This is a genomic window from Sporolactobacillus shoreae, from assembly GCF_004684935.1.
In the GTDB taxonomy this organism is placed as follows: domain Bacteria; phylum Bacillota; class Bacilli; order Bacillales; family Sporolactobacillaceae; genus Sporolactobacillus; species Sporolactobacillus shoreae.
Map to the genome: position 1 here is coordinate 330,405 of NZ_SRJD01000001.1, position 15,948 is coordinate 346,352.

Here is a 15,948-nt window from a genome sequence, read left to right on the forward strand (position 1 = left end):
AATCTGCCTCTGTGTAAGGTAGGGTCATAGTGGCATCAGGCCGGTTAAAAAATGCCTTGGACGTGTATAAGGTAAATGAGGTAAACTTAATATTGGATACAGCCTCATTGGATAATTATTGAAATCAGGTGAATGGAATGCAAATTGGTTTAGTTGGATTGGGGAAAATGGGATTTAACCTTGCTCAAAATATGGCAGAGCACGGTTTTCAAGTTAATGCTTTTGATTTGTCCGCAGAAGCTATTGGGAGAGTCAATGGCGTAAAGGGGATCAAAGGATTTTCTTCCATCAAGGAGCTGGTACGCAGTTTGGACAAGCCACGAACTTTCTGGATGATGGTTCCTGCCGGTGCGCCAACAGAAGAGACGTTATCCTCCCTGCTTGAACTTCTGGATCAGGGAGACATAATTCTTGACGGTGGAAACTCAAAATATACAGATTCGTTGCGACGCTATCGGATTTGTAAAGAGAAAGGCATTTCCTTTATGGATGTAGGTACCTCCGGTGGCATGAGCGGTGCGAGAAGTGGCGCTTGCGTTATGGTGGGCGGTGAAAGAAAGACTTTTGATTACCTTGAACCGCTCTTTTGCGCCATTGCGGTAGAAGACGGTTATCTGTATACAGGAAAAGCGGGGAGCGGACACTTTCTGAAGATGGTGCACAATGGTATCGAGTATGGCATGATGCAGTCCATCGCCGAAGGATTTGAAGTTTTGCAGAAAAGTGATTTTGAGTACGACAATGAAGCAGTCGCAAAAGTCTGGAACCACGGTTCAGTGATTCGTAGCTGGCTGATTGAATTGCTGCAGGATGCATTTTCAAAGGATGGAAATCTGGAGAAGCTGAGCGGCATCATGGCCTCCTCTGGAGAAGGAAAATGGACACTTGAGACCGCACTGGATATGCAGGTACCGACGCCGGTCATCGCGCTGTCCCTTTTGATGCGCTACCGTTCGCTTGAGAGCGATACGTTTTCCGGAAAGATCGTGGCAGCTCTGCGTAACGAATTCGGCGGTCACGCCGTGGTTAAAAAGTAATTCTCTTGAGATAGATCGTATAGAGAATTCGTTTATTACAAAATCTAATCATAAAATTTATGTTAAATTAACAATAAATTGCTATGATGTCTATGAGAACGAGGTAAGATCTCCCTGTTTCTCACGTCATACTCCATTATTTTGGCCTGTCGGGGCCTTTTTTTTATAGTTGGCTATGTTTTAAATTCAATGTTGATTTTGTCCTTCGTTGATTGGAGCGAAAAACAACTGACAAGTTTAACAATGCCTTATAATAAAACAGGGAGCTGGTCTTTTTAACCAGCTCCCTGCCTGATTCGAATATTAATCAGAGAAAACGGCGGACAACATCCTTCATTGGAGGCATTTTCTCAAATTTGTGATTTTCAATAACTGATTTTGACGCGAACTTGGCATATCCTTTGGCCTCATCCATTACGATCTTTCCCGGAAGCGGAGCGGCATTCTGATCTACAGCTACATCGAGAATAACCGGAACATCTGATGCTTTTGCAGCTTCAAAAGCATCATGCAGATCTTCATATTTTTCAACGCGGTATCCCTTGCCGCCGCAAGCTTCTGCAAACTTAGCATAGTCGATGTCCTCAAGGTCAATCCCGTAATTGAGCTGACCGGCGGATTGCTGCTCATACTTGATGAATGATAGTTGTTTGTTATTCAGTACAACAACAATAATTGGCCATTTGTATTTAACAGCGGTCACGAAATCCTGCATAACCATCGAGAAAGCACCGTCGCCGCAAATGGCGATTGCCTGACGGTCTGGAAACGCCTGCTTCGCTGCCATTGCTCCTGGAAGACCGCAGCCCATGGTTCCGAGCCATGCAGAAATAATGAAATCCTGATTGGTCACGTGAAGGTAACGAGTTGACCATACAGTCGCTGTACCGACATCCGCAGAGAAGATCGCATTGTCTTCTGCAATGGACTGTATCGCTGCCATAACGGCCTGAGGGGCAATAGGCGTTTTCTTATTGTCTTTATCTTCATCCATCCATGCCCACCATTTGGCCATTCTTTCCTGACAGGTTTTGAGGAACGGCCGATCAGAAACTGGTGTGGTGTGTTCATTCAGATAGGCTAGCGCTTCAGACGCGTCGCCGACAATACCAACGGATACTGAGTATCTTTTGCCAATCTTCAGGGGATCAATATCAATCTGAACACACTTTGCCCCCTCCGGAAGATAAGCGGCGTACGGATAATCGGTACCAACCATAACCAAAAGATCCGAACTTTTCATTGCTTCATAAGCTGGCTTTGTACCTATCTTCCCGATATTTCCCAGGAAGTTCGGATGTTCATCAGGCAGTGCACCTTTTCCAGGCAATGTGACAGCGACTGGAGCAGAAATGCGTTCTGCGAAAGTTTTAAGTTCTTTCTTCGCATGCTTTGCTCCGACTCCAGCCAGAATAACAGGATTCTTTGCTGCATTGATCAGCGCAACCGCGTCGCTGAGGTCATTCTCAACGAGGCCAGGTATTTTTTTCTCAAAAATGGTAGACAGCTGAGCTGCATGGTCTGAAATTTCACCTTCCGCTATATCATCGGGAATCGAGAGAACGGCTACGCCGCGCTCCTGATAGGCGGTACGGATCGCTTGGTTGACAACGGCAGGGAAGCTTTCGGCGCTGGTAATTTCTTTGTTATAAACAGCGACATCCTTGAAAAGCTCGACAGTGTTGACTTCCTGAAAATAGTCAGTTCCAGTTAATCGTGATGGGATATGACCGACGAGAACAAGCATCGGTACATGATCCATTTTCGCGTCATACATACCGTTTAACAAGTGAATGGCACCAGGGCCGCCGATCGCGAGACAAACACCGATTTTGCCCGTCAGTTTTGAGTAAGCTGCTGCAGCCAGCGAGGCCACTTCTTCATGGCGGACTTGATAGAACTTAATATTACTTTCTTTCTTTCTTAATGCTTCAACCATTGTATCGATGGAATCACCGGGGATACCATAAATATGATCAATGCCCCAGTTCTCAAACAATTTGATAACTGCTTCACTTGCCTTGATCTTTCCCATAGAGAAAGTCCTCCTCCAGATTTAATGATTTGCTTGAATTACAAATAAAGTCATGTTTCAAGCTTTTTCTCTTTTGTAAATTTGACAATATAGTGAACCTTACGAGTCTATTTTATGACATTTTTATGAAAATGCAAATGCTTATACTTTATAAGTTATATAACTATTAGCTATAGTTTAACTAAACGGTTCGATTCGCGGCCAGAATTAATGGTATATCCATTATGTTTATTAAGGTGGAATTACCGAGTTAGGAGTGGTTGTAATGAGTTTTGTTTCGATTATTGCTTCACCGGAGTGGGCTTCAGTGGTCAGTGATGGCCAACTTGTAGACTTAGCGAAAAATGGTGAACGGACTGTTTTGCCCGGGATGAAACCTAGCGTTCTCAGAATATCGGAACAACAATTACTGGTTTGTACGGGGAGCGCTTCAATTCTGAAAATAATCAGAGAGAAATTTCCTTTTCAAAAAGGGGCTTACGTTATAAATGAATCTTCGATCAGAATCATGGAGGAACTTGTTCGCAGTGTCCCATTTGAATCACAGGATGTCCTAGTCGCTTTAGTCGATGCTTCCGGTCCGGTAAACTGCAGGCTTTTTTCAAATAGTCCAAATGACAGTTGGCAGACGCTGACTCCTGATCATAAAAGGCTGGCTTCGCTCTTTTTGGCAGGTCGTAATATAAATGAAGAAAAAATTAAAAGGATATCGAATGAATTTAATCGCCTGATCCTAATTTATGGAAAAGAGACGGCGAATCAAGTCGTTGAGGCGCAGAAGGACCTCAATCGGTTGGCCGGGGAATTTGACCACACCGTAAGTCAGCGCATCTATAGGTTTCTGCTTCAGAGATAAGCCACTTAAAAATCAGTCCCGGGTCGGAGATTAAACCAATCATAAGGTTGTTTTTTCAGCCTCCTAATCTATTTAAGATAGATCTGTAAGGTTGAAGAAAATCAAAAAACTGGGATGTGGAAGAATCATGGCCAAGACATTTTCCATCTTTAAAGACAGGCGTTACACATTTTTATTTTCAGCATCGGTTACTTCGCAGCTCGGCAGCGTGATCGGCATGACTTCACTCGTGTTTTATCTTCTGGACCGATTCAGCAGTCAGCCGTATCTTGCGACATTTAACGAACTGATGTCCACACTTCCTTCTTTGCTTGTATTCTGGCTGGTTGGCGTGGCCGCGGATCGGATGGACCGACAAAAGATCGCTGCCAACTGTGATCTGATCAGTGCCGGATTATCTTTGGGCTTGCTCTTTTCTCTGCTGACGAATCTTCTCTGGCTGATATTCGCTATGATTTTTATCAGAGCAGCTGTATCTAAATTTTTTGCCCCGGCTGAGCAGGCTATTATTCAGGGTGTTCTGACGAAAAAAGATTATCCGGTTGCAGCAGGATTAAATCAGATGGTCAGCAGTCTTTTCATGATCTTTGGGAACGGGCTGGGCGCAGTTGTTTACTGGACAGCTGGGGCACCCGGAGCAATCTTTATTGATACGCTTTCTTTTATTATCTCGGCAATATTGATCCGTTCACTGAATCTCCCAAAATCAGTCTGTTTGCCCAACGGGCGCCATCGCTGGAAGTCCTTTAATTTTAAGACGATTGGAGCGGACTTCGGACAAGGATTTCATTACATTATTCATAACAGGCTGCTCGTTTCATTGATTGCCAGCTTTGTCGTTTTTGGTATTATTAACGGAGGCTGCAGTGTGATGCTGATTTTTATTTTAAAATATAAACTGGTACCCGATTCCTATCAATTTTTTTCAGTATGGGGTGGTATCGTTGCTGGCATCGGGATATTGGTTGGGAGTCTGCTTGCCTCGATCGTTTCGGGGAAATGGCCCTATAAAACAATGATTGTCGTTGGCCTTGCTTTTAGCGGTGCATTCATTATCGCTGCCGGTTATGCTCAAAATGTCGTTTTTTTCCTTGCACTCATCTTTTTTTCTATGCTGTTTGTTCCGTTGGTGAATGTGGCGATAGGCGGTTGGATGCCTTGCGTCGTTGATCCGAAGATGATGGGAAGGGTGGAAAGCTGGAGTACGCCCGTCATGATGCTTTCACAGTCTCTGACTCTTGGATTCATCCTGATTGCTTTTCCGTCCTTGATATCCATTGAGTCAATCTTCTTTTTTGTCGGGCTCTTAACCATTTTTTCTGCGATTTACTACGGGTGCTTTGTACAGGAAAGTTTGAAGATGATTGACGCACCGGCCGCAGAGTAAGCGACAAACTGAGGAGTTCTCATAATCTTCCTGAGCGGAAGATGGCGAAAAGAACAATAAGAAACATGAACAGGACGATGGTGATGGCAATATCGAAAATCGGAATGCCGCTGAAAACCGGATGGCTGCCAAAAGCTTCACTAAGCATGATTCCGGCCAGAACGATGCTGAAGGCGAGGAGAATAATACTGAACGAAATTCTGTTGGCGGCGCGGTCCAGCTTGATTAACAGCATCTCAAGCTGCGGAAGCTCCATTTCGACATGGGTTTTTCCTTTATAGAGATGGACAAGCGCTTTTTTTAAGAGTCCCGGAATCTGAATGCTGTTTTCCGCTGCGTCGAGTAAGCTATTGAAAAATCTCTTGGAAAGCTGGTCGGGGTTCAGACGGTTCAGCATAATTTTTCTTCCATAGGGCTCAGCGATTTCAAGAATGCTGATTTGACTGTCCAGCTGCGTGATTAGCCCTTCAAGCGTAATCAGGGCTTTTCCGAGAAGCGAGTAATTTTTCGGGATGGAAATGCGGTACTTCTTCGTTATCTCAAAAATGTCGCGAATGACCTGGCCAATATGTATCTCTTTAAAGGGAAGGTTATAGTACTTGTCGCGCAACAACTCAAGATCAGTCTTGAACAATCGTTCGTCCATGCCGTCAGGCATCGAAGACATCAGAAAGATCGTTCTGAACAGAAGCTCGGTGTCTCCCTTCATAAGGCCAATGATTAGGTTCGCAAAATTGTGTTTCATTTCTTCATTTAATATACCGACTTGTCCAAAGTCAATGTAAGCAATTTTGTTCTCGGGGAAGAAAAAAAGATTGCCAGGATGCGGGTCACCATGAAAGATACCCGCGTTTAATGCCTGATCCAGAAAGGAACGGACAAGACGCTTTGCGATAACAGTATGGTCAAAATCATTCGTTCTGGTATTGGTCAGATCACTGAATTTTAAGCCGTGAATATATTCTAAAGTTAGTATTTGCCTGGTTGAATAGTCCCAATAGACTTTTGGAATAACAATATCGATTGTTTCGGAAAAATAGTGATAAATTTTCTCGGTATTTCTGCCTTCTCTGAAATAATCCATCTCGAATTGGATGGCTTGAGAAAATTCTTCGACCAAATCGCAAATTTGAAAATTTTTGGCCCAGGAATAGTGCCTTTCAATTAATACGGCCAGGTCTCTAAGAATCTCAATATCGTTGCCCACAACTGTTTCGATATTAGGTCTTCTGATCTTGACAGCCACTTGCTCACCGGTCACTAATACAGCTCGGTGGACCTGGGCGATTGATGCTGCAGCGATACAGTTTTCTTCAAAGCTGGAAAAAAGTTCTTCGGCAGGAACACCGAGCTCTTCTTTGATCAACGATTTAATAATTTGAGGATCAACCGGTGTCACATGGTCTTGAAGTTTCCTCAGCTCATAAGCAATCTGATCGGGGATCAGATCTGTCCTCAAACTAAGAAGCTGTCCGAGCTTAATAAATGTCGGCCCCAATTCTTCAAAAACCAGTCTGATTCTCCGGCCGAGTGGTTTTGCATCGCCGCTACTGCCAGAAAAATCAGAAGCAATCTGCTTGGGGAGGGAAAGAAGATGGATCAGACCCACATCTTTGACAATATATCCAAATCCATATTTGACAAGCACAGTAACAATTTCGCGGTACCGCTGAAGATGCCGGATATGCTTACCAATCATTGAGCTCACCTGTCCGCTTTTTCTTTTTTCACTTTGTCAATTTCAGAAGGGCATACATTTTGATCCAGTGAACTGAGTTTTTCAAGCGCGCACAGTCGTTCTCTCAGTCCGTTGTATTCCTCTTTAGTGACAAATCCTAAACCTTCGATGGCCTCTCTGGCTTCTTGTCTGAAATCATTTTTCAATTCGTTCTTCTTTGCTTTACCCTTATCAGACCATTTTTCCAAATAGGACTTTGTTTCCTCTGACACGGCGCTTCCCTCAGCAGAAAACTCACGTAGGTATTTCTCCGCTTTATCCTTGCCTGCTGCGGCTATACCCAGACCGATGAGAAAAAAATTTTTTAAAGGTTCATTCATTTGACTCACCCCAGTCGTCTTTTTTATATTTTAACCAACTTTACCACTAAAGTATATGAACGTGGGCGCAGGAGGGGGCATTAATGCTGAAAGGATTTTTTCGTTGTAGACAAAAATTCGGGAAGAAACTAAGAAGCTTCTTCCCGGATAACAAATATGTAATGTTAAGAGACATGTTTGATTAATGAATGGACCGGAATACACCGACCACTTTGCCAAGGATGGTGCAGTTGTCAAGAAGAATCGGATCCATAGAAGGATTCTCCGGCTGAAGCCTGACATGGTCTTTTTCCTTGAAAAAGCGTTTGACTGTCGCTTCATCATCTTCAGTCATAGCGACAACAATTTCTCCATTCTCAGCCGTTTTTTGCTGGCGGACGATCACTTTATCGCCGTCAAGTATTCCGGCGTTGATCATGCTTTCTCCTGAAACGTTTAGAATAAACGCTTCATCGTCCTCAACCATAGAAAGCGGAACTGGAAAATACTCCTCAATGTTCTCAACTGCGCTAATTGGCATTCCGGCGGTTACTTTTCCAATAACCGGGATGGGAACAGATTTTTCACTGAAAACATTGCTGTCATGATCAAGTACTTCGATCGCGCGGGGCTTTGTTGGATCTCGGCGGATCAGCCCTTTTTTCTCCAGCCTTTCGAGGTGGCCATGAACAGTGGAACTTGACGCCAGGCCGACGGCATTGCATATCTCACGAACCGAGGGAGGATATCCCTTGGTCGCGACTTCATGTTTAATAAAATCCAGTATGGATTGTTGGCGATTAGAGAGTCTCATTACGCTGCTCCTTTTCGTATTCTTTTGCTTATTATACCATTTGACTATTTTACATGCAAACATTCGTTCGAACTATTGACGCAAACTAATGTTCGCACTATAATAAAAACAACGAACAAACATTCCTAGGAACATATATTCCATATTGATAAATAACGGAGGGACTATTAATGAACGTATTTGCTGAACGCCATCAAATAAAGGGTATTTCATACATTTTAGTGCTTTTGGTTACAACTGTTATTCTGTTTCTGACTCTGACGAGCCACGTCACCGCTGACAGTAGTTACAGAACAATTACAGTTGAGAAAGGGGACACGCTCTGGTCAATTGCCCAGGAATATCATCAGAAAACTCCGGGGCTTTCAAATGAATCATTTATTGAATGGGTCGAGAATAAAAACGGACTTGTTCGCAACCACATCGAACTGAACCAGAAGTTAATTATCCCCGTCGCTCAATAACATCACTTCAAAACCGCAAATTAATTAATAATGGAGGCTGCCTTTTTGTTTGCAAGGCAGTTTTTTTATGTTATACTGTTATACAACAAGGAAAGAAATTGATTGTTGTAGTGATACAATTTACGACAACTGTTTAATCGCGTGTATTTCAATTTTTGAAATACCGATTAAAATATGATTCATTCCTTTCGGTGATTTGACCTTGCCTTTCACCGACAGGTTATTTTTCATCCTCCTTCAGACGGACGCTTTATGCAATCTCAAAATAAGGCGTTCTTTTTTATGTGGCTTTTTGTTGTTTTCGACATTCCGACAAATAATATTTATGTTCCCTCTCTATGTAAGGTTGACCTGATTTCATGCGATAGTGTAAACTGAGAAATGGAAATTTGACACAAGGAGGAACAGGCATATGCTGTGGCTGTACATATTAGTGGGCATTGTCAGTCTGGCTGTGGGATTAATCCTCGGCTTTTTGATTGCCCGTAGATATATGATGAACTATCTCAAGAAGAATCCGCCAATCAATGAGCAGATGCTCCGCGTGATGATGACACAAATGGGTCAGCATCCATCTCAGAAGAAACTGAACCAGATGATGAAAGCCATCAATAATCAATCGAACCAACAATAAGCAACTGGCCCGGCCGGGCAATGAAATCCGGCTGGGCCTTTGTTGTTTACAAGGGATATTGATAACTTTTTGGAGGGAGGGCGAACCGGCTGAAAATTCGTCAGCAGAACTGGAAATAGTGCGTTTTACCAAGTGCGAAACATGATAGAATGAAGGGAGAAAATCGGTTGAATTCTGAAGGAGATGATGAATCTAATGAAAATCGGAATTATCGGTATTGGCTCTATTGCTGAGAAAGCTTATCTGCCTGTTTATGCCGGTTTGAGCGGCGCCGAGCTTCATTTTTGCACCCGAAATGAGCAGAAACTCCGTAAAATCAGTGATAAGTACAGGTGGACTCACCTTTATCAATCAGTCGATCGGTTAATTGAAAGCGGTATCGATGCAGCATTCGTACATGCGGCGACCTCGGCACACCCTGCAATTATTTCAAAACTATTAAATGAAGGTATTTCTGTATATACGGATAAGCCAATAGCCGATCATTATGAAACGGTTAAAAAACTGACAGAGCTTGCTGAAAAACAAAGGGTGCTATTGATGACCGGATTTAACCGTCGTTTTGCGCCGCTCAACCGTGCCGTTTTTGAAGCGCCTGGCAAGTCCATGATTATTTATCAAAAAAACCGGGTAAACGACCCTGCGGATATTCGGAAATTTGTATATGACGATTACATCCATGTAGTGGATACAGCGAGGTACCTGCTGAATGAGCCTGTTGAAGCCATTAACGTTTTTGCGAAGAAAAATGCCGAAGATCTTTACACGAATCTCAATGTTGTCTTACATGCGGGCAGCAAGCTGGCGGTCACATTTATGAGCAGGGTGAGTGGAGGAAATGAGGAAATTCTTCAGGCTATGTCCCCGGAAAGCGAGTACCGGGTCCGTAATCTGGCTGAGTTTGAACAGATTAAGGGCAATGTCAGGATCCAAAAGCCATTTGGGGACTGGACGACGACTCTGTATAAAAGAGGTTTTGTGCAGATCGTTGAAGCCTTTCTCGATTCCGTAAAACATCATAAAGAAGAACCGATTTCAAAGGCGGATGCTTTGGAAACTCACCGGATTTGTGAGAAAATAGTACAGGCGGCAGCGAACCAAAGCAATGCCGGGTCTTTTGCCTGAATGCATAGATACGAATTCGCCAATGCCTGTTGTTCATAGTTGGAGGGTGAGTAAGATAGCAGCTGAATTAATCGGGTTATCGATCGGCGTTCTTTTTGCCGGTCTGGTGATTTTTATCCGTCTGAAAGCATCTAAAAAACCGACAAACGCGAAAAAATTACTGCTCCCTCCGGTATTCATGTTAACCGGTTTTTTGATGTTCATCGAACCGAAAACATGGATCCCTTTTTGGGAAGCGGGGATCGCTTTTCTTGTTGGTATGGCTTTTTCTTTTTTCTTGATCAAGACATCAAAATTTGAACGCGTCGGAAACGATGTTTATTTGAAACGTTCCAAAGCATTTGCGTTCATCCTGATCGGATTGCTGCTTGTTCGAACAGTAATGAAATTGGCGATGGAACAAGCCGTCAGTCTGCCGCAGACCGCATCATTCTTTTTCATCCTTGCATTGGGTATGCTTTTACCGTGGCGTCTGTCCATGTATCTCACCTATCGCAGATTGCTTGAAAATGGACCGGCTGAATCAGAACGGTGAGAAGACAGGTGGGAAACTTTGAATTGGATTGGTTTGACAGGTTGGGGTGACCACCCAAGTTTATATGAATCTGGTACAAAATCTTCGAAATTGGAAAGCTATTGCAGCCATTTTCCTATTGTAGAAAGTGACAGTTCGTTTTACGCAATCCAACCCGAGAAAAATTACCGGAACTGGGTGAATGAAACACCGGACAATTTCCGTTTCATTGTTAAGGCTTATCAGGGAATGACAGGACATCTTCGCGGGAAAACAAGCTTTAAAAATATCGGGGAAATGTTTGATACCTTTTGTTCGTCCATTGATCCGTTGCTTCAGTCAGGCAAATGCACGATGGTCCTGTTTCAATACCCTCCCTGGTTTGATTGTACTGCTGAAAATATCGAAAAACTCCGTTATACAAAGAAGAAAATGAGCGGAATACCAGTGGCTCTTGAGTTCCGAAATCCGAGCTGGTTTTTGCCGGAAACAAAGATGAAAACGTTATCATTTATTGAAAGAGAAGGATGGACCCATACGATTTGCGATGAACCTCAGACAGATACCGGATCCATTCCTCTGGTATTATCCGGGTGGGGCGATTCAGTGCTCATACGGCTTCATGGGAGAAATACTGCCGGATGGTTGAATCATGGACCAAATTGGAGGAAGGTGCGCTGCCTGTATCGTTATGATAGCAAAGAGCTGAATGAATGGAAGCAGCGGCTGATGATCCTCAATCAGAAAGTTAAAAATGTTTATATGCTTTTTAACAATAATTCAGGCGGTGATGCCGCAGATAATGCGAAGCAGATGATCGACATGCTCGATCTCAGCTATTCAGGGTTGGCGCCGAAACAGCTCGGTTTATTTTGATCCCCAGCGATTGAAAAATTGCAGCTGATGATTTTATTGCCTGAACGCTTTGCGATATATCCATATATAAAGGGAGTGACTGACATGTTGAAAAAGATAGCCGGATGCGCCATTTATTCGGATCATGACTGGATTCATAACGGTAATATTTCTTTTGATCAAGGTAAAATCGTCTCCATCGGTTATCAGACCGATCAAGATAGCGATACCATTGTTCATTTTCCGCCGGAATATAAATGCCTTCCTGGAATGATCGACATGCACATCCACGGAGCAAATGGCTCAGATATGATGGATGCTACACCTGACGCACTGAGAACGATAGCGTCAGCTCTTCCGGGAGAAGCGACAACTTCATTTCTGGCCACGACAATGACGCAATCCCCAGAAAAAATTGAAACGGCCCTGGAAAATGCGGCTCAGGTGATTGGTCATCAGCAACATGGAGAGGCTGAGATTCTGGGCATTCATCTGGAAGGCCCATTCATCAGTAAGGAGAAAGCAGGGGCGCAGAGATCGGAGCACATTATTGAAGCGGATGCTGATCTTTTTGATAAATGGCAGGAGCTTAGCGGAGGAAATATTAAAGAGGTCACACTTGCACCTGAAATCCACGGGGGTCTCACTCTGATCCGTCATCTCTCTGAACAAAATATTGTCGCTTCGATCGGGCACAGCAATGGCTTGGATGTAGATGTGCTTAATGCAGCAGCAGCTGGAGCAACACAGGTCACACACCTCTATAACGGGATGAGAGGTATGCATCAGCGTGAGCCGGGTATTCTCGGAGGCGCACTCCTGCATCATGAGCTGTACACCGAACTGATCTGTGACGGACGGCATATATGCCAGGGCATGGTCAATTTGGCATACAAGCTGAAGGGCAGTGACCGAATGATTCTGATTACTGACGCAATACGTGCAAAATGCCTGAAAGACGGGGATTATGAACTTGGCGGGCAGGAGGTCCATGTAAGAAACGGCCTGGCGCTTCTTTCTTCCGGGACGATCGCCGGCAGCTTGCTGAAGATGGACCAGGCAATAAGAAATATGCTCTCTTTCACGGATGCGACACTTGAGGATATCGTCCAGATGGGTTCAATTAATCCGGCACTTCAGTGCAATGTGTTCAACCGCAAAGGCTCTCTTGAAGTCGGGAAGGATGCTGATTTGATCATTCTTGACGGTCAGAATCAGTTAGTGATGACTGTATGCCGAGGAACAGTCTCTTACCAGAGAAAAGGAGAAGTACTCTGCTGAGCTTTTTGCAATGGGATATATCAGGAAAAGCTTATTTTAAGTCTTGATTTGATATTGTTTTACTTATTCGCATCGATCATTTAAGATAAAATTAGCGTTGTATATGATATACAAATCATAGAGAGGGTGACGGTATGGCGACAGCTGCAGAAAGAAACACATCCGGACAGAAGGATTTTTTTCACGCGCTTAATCATTTTGACAGCAATGGGAAAACATACAGTTTTTACGATCTCGGCGTCCTTAATCAATTCGGTGATGTTGAGCGGCTTCCTTATTCAATTAAAGTATTACTGGAAGCGGTTTTACGCCAGTGCGATGGCAAGGTTATTAAACGGGAACATGTTGAGAATCTGACAAAATGGGGGACCGAAGAGCTGAATAAAAGCATTGATGTCCCTTTCAATCCTTCGCGGATCATATTGCAGGATTTTACAGGTGTTCCAGCTGTCGTTGATCTGGCCTCTCTAAGAAAAGCATTAGCGGATCTCGGCGGTAACCCGGAGAAGATCAACCCTGAAAAGCCTGTTGATCTCGTTGTTGATCATTCGGTACAAGTTGATCGCTTTGGCACCAATGATGCTTTGAAATTCAATATGAACAAAGAATTCGAACGAAACGGCGAGCGCTATAAATTCTTGAAATGGGCGCAGAAATCCTTTGAAAATTTTCGTGCGGTTCCACCGGCAACGGGGATCGTTCATCAGGTGAATCTTGAATATCTCGCTTCTGTCGTGCATTCAGTGACTGATGACGATGGCGGTTTGCTGGCCTATCCAGATACACTCGTAGGAACCGATTCCCACACGACAATGATAAACGGTTTAGGTGTCCTCGGATGGGGCGTCGGAGGCATTGAAGCAGAAGCGGGAATGCTCGGGCAGCCTTCCTATTTTCCTGTTCCGGAAGTGATTGGTGTCCGCATCACTGGAAGTCTCCCCGATGGAACCACAGCGACTGATCTTGCATTGAAGGTAACACAGATCCTGCGGGAGGAAAGTGTCGTTGGAAAATTTGTTGAATTTTTCGGCCCCAGCCTGTCTCATATGTCCCTTGCCGATCGGGCAACGGTTTCAAATATGTCTCCGGAAAACGGAGCAACGACCACATTTTTCCCGGTTGACCAGGTAACACTGGATTACCTGCATCTGACAGGTCGGTCGGATGAATCCGTTCGGCTGGTTGAGGATTATTGCAGGGCAAACGGACTCTTTTACTCACCGGAATCAAAGGATCCGCGGTTTACGAAAGTGATTGAACTGAATCTCTCAGACGTGCAACCGTCTCTTGCCGGTCCAAAGCGTCCTCAGGATCGCATTGCGCTGACAAAAATCAAAGATGAATTCGCCGCCTCCTTAACGAGAGAGTCTGGCAATCATGGATTCGGCCTGCAGAAGAATGAAATAGACAAAAAGGCCTTCATTGAGCATCAGGATGGGAGCAAAACGGAACTGAAAACCGGGGCGGTTGTGATCGCGGCGATTACCAGCTGTACGAATACAAGTAATCCGAGCGTGATGATCGGTGCCGGTCTGGTAGCCAAAAAGGCTGTTGAAAAAGGGCTGACGGTTCCTGATTATGTAAAAACCAGTCTGGCGCCTGGATCTAAAGTGGTCACTGATTACCTTGAATCTGCGGGACTCATGCCTTATCTTGAGCAGCTTGGATTTAATCTGGTTGGCTATGGGTGTACGACATGCATCGGTAACTCCGGACCGCTTCCTGAAGAAATTGAAAAGGCGGTTACCGAGGGAGATCTGACGGTTTCCGCTGTCCTTTCCGGAAACCGTAATTTCGAAGGACGGATTCATCCTCTGATTCGCGCCAATTATCTGGCTTCTCCACCACTTGTTGTGGCTTTCGCATTAGCCGGAACAGTACACTTTGACATGCAGCATGATTCTTTCGGTAAGGATAGCGAAGGGAATGATGTCTATTTCAAAGATATCTGGCCGTCGCGTGAAGAAATCGAAGAGGCGATCAATCAATCGGTCAGCCCGGATATGTTTAAGAAGGAGTATTCCCGTGTTTTCACTGAAAATCAGCGCTGGAACGCCATACAAACAAGCGTTGGGGAACTTTATGACTGGGACCCGGATTCGACTTATATTCAAAATCCCCCGTTCTTCGAGAATCTTTCTGCCAATCTAAACGAAATTAAACCGATTGAAAACCTTAGGGTCATCGGTAAATTCGGCGATTCTGTGACGACGGATCATATTTCTCCGGCGGGTGCGATCGCTCAAAAAAGCCCAGCTGGACAATATTTGCTTGGGAAAGGTGTCAAACGTTTTGATTTTAATTCATATGGGTCACGTCGCGGAAATCATGAAGTAATGATGCGAGGCACGTTCGCCAATGTACGCATCCGTAACCAGATTGCTCCCGGAACGGAAGGCGGGTATACGACATACTGGCCAACCGGAGAGATTATGCCGATTTATGATGCGGCTATGAATTATAAGAAAGATGGTACCGGTCTGATTGTCCTTGCAGGCAGGGACTATGGTATGGGAAGCTCGAGGGACTGGGCCGCTAAGGGAACGAATTTGCTCGGGATCAAAGCTGTGATCGCTCAAAGCTTCGAGCGGATCCATCGTAGCAATCTGGTTATGATGGGCGTGCTTCCACTTCAATTCAAGGATGGCCAGAGCGCAGATTCACTCGGCCTGTCCGGAAAAGAGCAAATCAGCATCGAAATTGATGAAAAGGTAATCCCGGGACAGATTCTTCAGGTTAAAGCAGTTTCTGTGAGCGGTACTGTTATTCCGTTTGAAGTTATTGTACGTTTTGACAGCGAAGTCGAAATTGATTATTACCGTAACGGAGGCATTCTCCAGACCGTTTTGCGCCGGAAACTGAATGAGAATTCATGAGGAAATTTATATCCGCAAGAGAATAAATTGTGA

General features: G+C 44.3%; 14 protein-coding genes. 10 read left to right on the top strand and 4 right to left on the bottom strand.

Annotated elements, in window-relative coordinates; translation table 11 throughout:
- Positions 1-137 precede the first annotated feature (137 nt).
- Positions 138-1,037, top strand: coding sequence for a phosphogluconate dehydrogenase (NAD(+)-dependent, decarboxylating) (gene gnd, locus E4665_RS01580; RefSeq protein ID WP_135347040.1), 900 nt, complete (start codon positions 138-140; stop codon positions 1,035-1,037).
- A gap of 307 nt (positions 1,038-1,344) precedes the next feature.
- On the opposite strand, the gene E4665_RS01585 is transcribed toward gnd, so the two are convergent.
- Positions 1,345-3,072 carry a pyruvate oxidase gene (locus E4665_RS01585; protein WP_135347041.1) on the bottom strand — a complete coding sequence of 576 codons (1,728 nt, stop codon included), beginning with the start codon at positions 3,070-3,072 and terminating at the stop codon, positions 1,345-1,347.
- A 265-nt stretch (positions 3,073-3,337) separates the two neighbouring features.
- Between E4665_RS01585 and E4665_RS01590 the strand changes: the two genes are divergently transcribed.
- Positions 3,338-3,928, top strand: coding sequence for a hypothetical protein (locus tag E4665_RS01590; RefSeq protein WP_135347042.1), 591 nt, complete (start codon positions 3,338-3,340; stop codon positions 3,926-3,928).
- Positions 3,929-4,055: 127 nt separating this feature from the next.
- Complete coding sequence (locus E4665_RS01595; RefSeq protein WP_135347043.1) at positions 4,056-5,315, top strand: MFS transporter; 1,260 nt, start codon at positions 4,056-4,058, stop codon at positions 5,313-5,315.
- Between the two features lie 19 nt (positions 5,316-5,334).
- Here the strand turns inward: E4665_RS01595 and E4665_RS01600 are convergent, their stop codons facing one another.
- The 3 genes from E4665_RS01600 to lexA form a co-directional block, all read right to left on the bottom strand.
- Positions 5,335-7,014 (bottom strand): ABC1 kinase family protein, encoded by a 1,680-nt coding sequence (locus E4665_RS01600; RefSeq protein ID WP_241654589.1) that lies wholly within the window; start codon positions 7,012-7,014, stop codon positions 5,335-5,337.
- Between the two features lie 5 nt (positions 7,015-7,019).
- The gene (locus E4665_RS01605; protein ID WP_135347044.1) at positions 7,020-7,373 is read right to left on the bottom strand and encodes a phasin family protein; all 354 of its coding nucleotides are present in this window, start codon (positions 7,371-7,373) and stop codon (positions 7,020-7,022) included.
- Positions 7,374-7,554: 181 nt separating this feature from the next.
- Positions 7,555-8,166, bottom strand: coding sequence for a transcriptional repressor LexA (gene lexA / locus E4665_RS01610; protein WP_135347045.1), 612 nt, complete (start codon positions 8,164-8,166; stop codon positions 7,555-7,557).
- 170 nt (positions 8,167-8,336) lie between these two features.
- Here lexA and yneA point away from each other — a divergent pair, with 170 nt between their 5' ends.
- From yneA to acnA, 7 genes are all read left to right on the top strand, one after another.
- On the top strand, positions 8,337-8,630 hold the full coding sequence (gene yneA, locus E4665_RS01615) for a cell division suppressor protein YneA (protein ID WP_135347046.1): 294 nt from the start codon (positions 8,337-8,339) through the stop codon (positions 8,628-8,630).
- Between the two features lie 412 nt (positions 8,631-9,042).
- Positions 9,043-9,264 carry a YneF family protein gene (locus tag E4665_RS01620; protein ID WP_135347047.1) on the top strand — a complete coding sequence of 74 codons (222 nt, stop codon included), beginning with the start codon at positions 9,043-9,045 and terminating at the stop codon, positions 9,262-9,264.
- Positions 9,265-9,459: 195 nt separating this feature from the next.
- On the top strand, positions 9,460-10,389 hold the full coding sequence (locus tag E4665_RS01625) for a Gfo/Idh/MocA family protein (protein ID WP_241654591.1): 930 nt from the start codon (positions 9,460-9,462) through the stop codon (positions 10,387-10,389).
- Positions 10,390-10,444: 55 nt separating this feature from the next.
- Positions 10,445-10,924 (top strand): CcdC family protein, encoded by a 480-nt coding sequence (locus E4665_RS01630; protein ID WP_135347118.1) that lies wholly within the window; start codon positions 10,445-10,447, stop codon positions 10,922-10,924.
- Between the two features lie 18 nt (positions 10,925-10,942).
- Positions 10,943-11,779: a DUF72 domain-containing protein gene (locus E4665_RS01635; RefSeq protein WP_135347049.1), complete on the top strand. Its 837-nt coding sequence runs from the start codon at positions 10,943-10,945 to the stop codon at positions 11,777-11,779.
- Positions 11,780-11,863: 84 nt separating this feature from the next.
- The gene (gene nagA / locus E4665_RS01640) at positions 11,864-13,039 is read left to right on the top strand and encodes an N-acetylglucosamine-6-phosphate deacetylase (RefSeq protein WP_135347050.1); all 1,176 of its coding nucleotides are present in this window, start codon (positions 11,864-11,866) and stop codon (positions 13,037-13,039) included.
- A gap of 134 nt (positions 13,040-13,173) precedes the next feature.
- Positions 13,174-15,915: an aconitate hydratase AcnA gene (acnA, locus tag E4665_RS01645; protein ID WP_135347051.1), complete on the top strand. Its 2,742-nt coding sequence runs from the start codon at positions 13,174-13,176 to the stop codon at positions 15,913-15,915.
- Positions 15,916-15,948 lie beyond the last annotated feature (33 nt).

Coding starts and splice junctions, on each gene's coding strand:
- E4665_RS01620 (WP_135347047.1), top strand. CDS start 9,043: ATGCTGTGGCTGTACATATTAGTGGGCATTGTCAGTCTGGCTGTGGGA.
- E4665_RS01595 (WP_135347043.1), top strand. CDS start 4,056: ATGGCCAAGACATTTTCCATCTTTAAAGACAGGCGTTACACATTTTTA.
- E4665_RS01605 (WP_135347044.1), bottom strand. CDS start 7,373: ATGAATGAACCTTTAAAAAATTTTTTTCTCATCGGTCTGGGTATAGCC.
- E4665_RS01585 (WP_135347041.1), bottom strand. CDS start 3,072: ATGGGAAAGATCAAGGCAAGTGAAGCAGTTATCAAATTGTTTGAGAAC.
- gnd (WP_135347040.1), top strand. CDS start 138: ATGCAAATTGGTTTAGTTGGATTGGGGAAAATGGGATTTAACCTTGCT.
- lexA (WP_135347045.1), bottom strand. CDS start 8,166: ATGAGACTCTCTAATCGCCAACAATCCATACTGGATTTTATTAAACAT.
- E4665_RS01590 (WP_135347042.1), top strand. CDS start 3,338: ATGAGTTTTGTTTCGATTATTGCTTCACCGGAGTGGGCTTCAGTGGTC.
- acnA (WP_135347051.1), top strand. CDS start 13,174: ATGGCGACAGCTGCAGAAAGAAACACATCCGGACAGAAGGATTTTTTT.
- nagA (WP_135347050.1), top strand. CDS start 11,864: ATGTTGAAAAAGATAGCCGGATGCGCCATTTATTCGGATCATGACTGG.
- E4665_RS01625 (WP_241654591.1), top strand. CDS start 9,460: ATGAAAATCGGAATTATCGGTATTGGCTCTATTGCTGAGAAAGCTTAT.
- E4665_RS01600 (WP_241654589.1), bottom strand. CDS start 7,014: ATGATTGGTAAGCATATCCGGCATCTTCAGCGGTACCGCGAAATTGTT.
- yneA (WP_135347046.1), top strand. CDS start 8,337: ATGAACGTATTTGCTGAACGCCATCAAATAAAGGGTATTTCATACATT.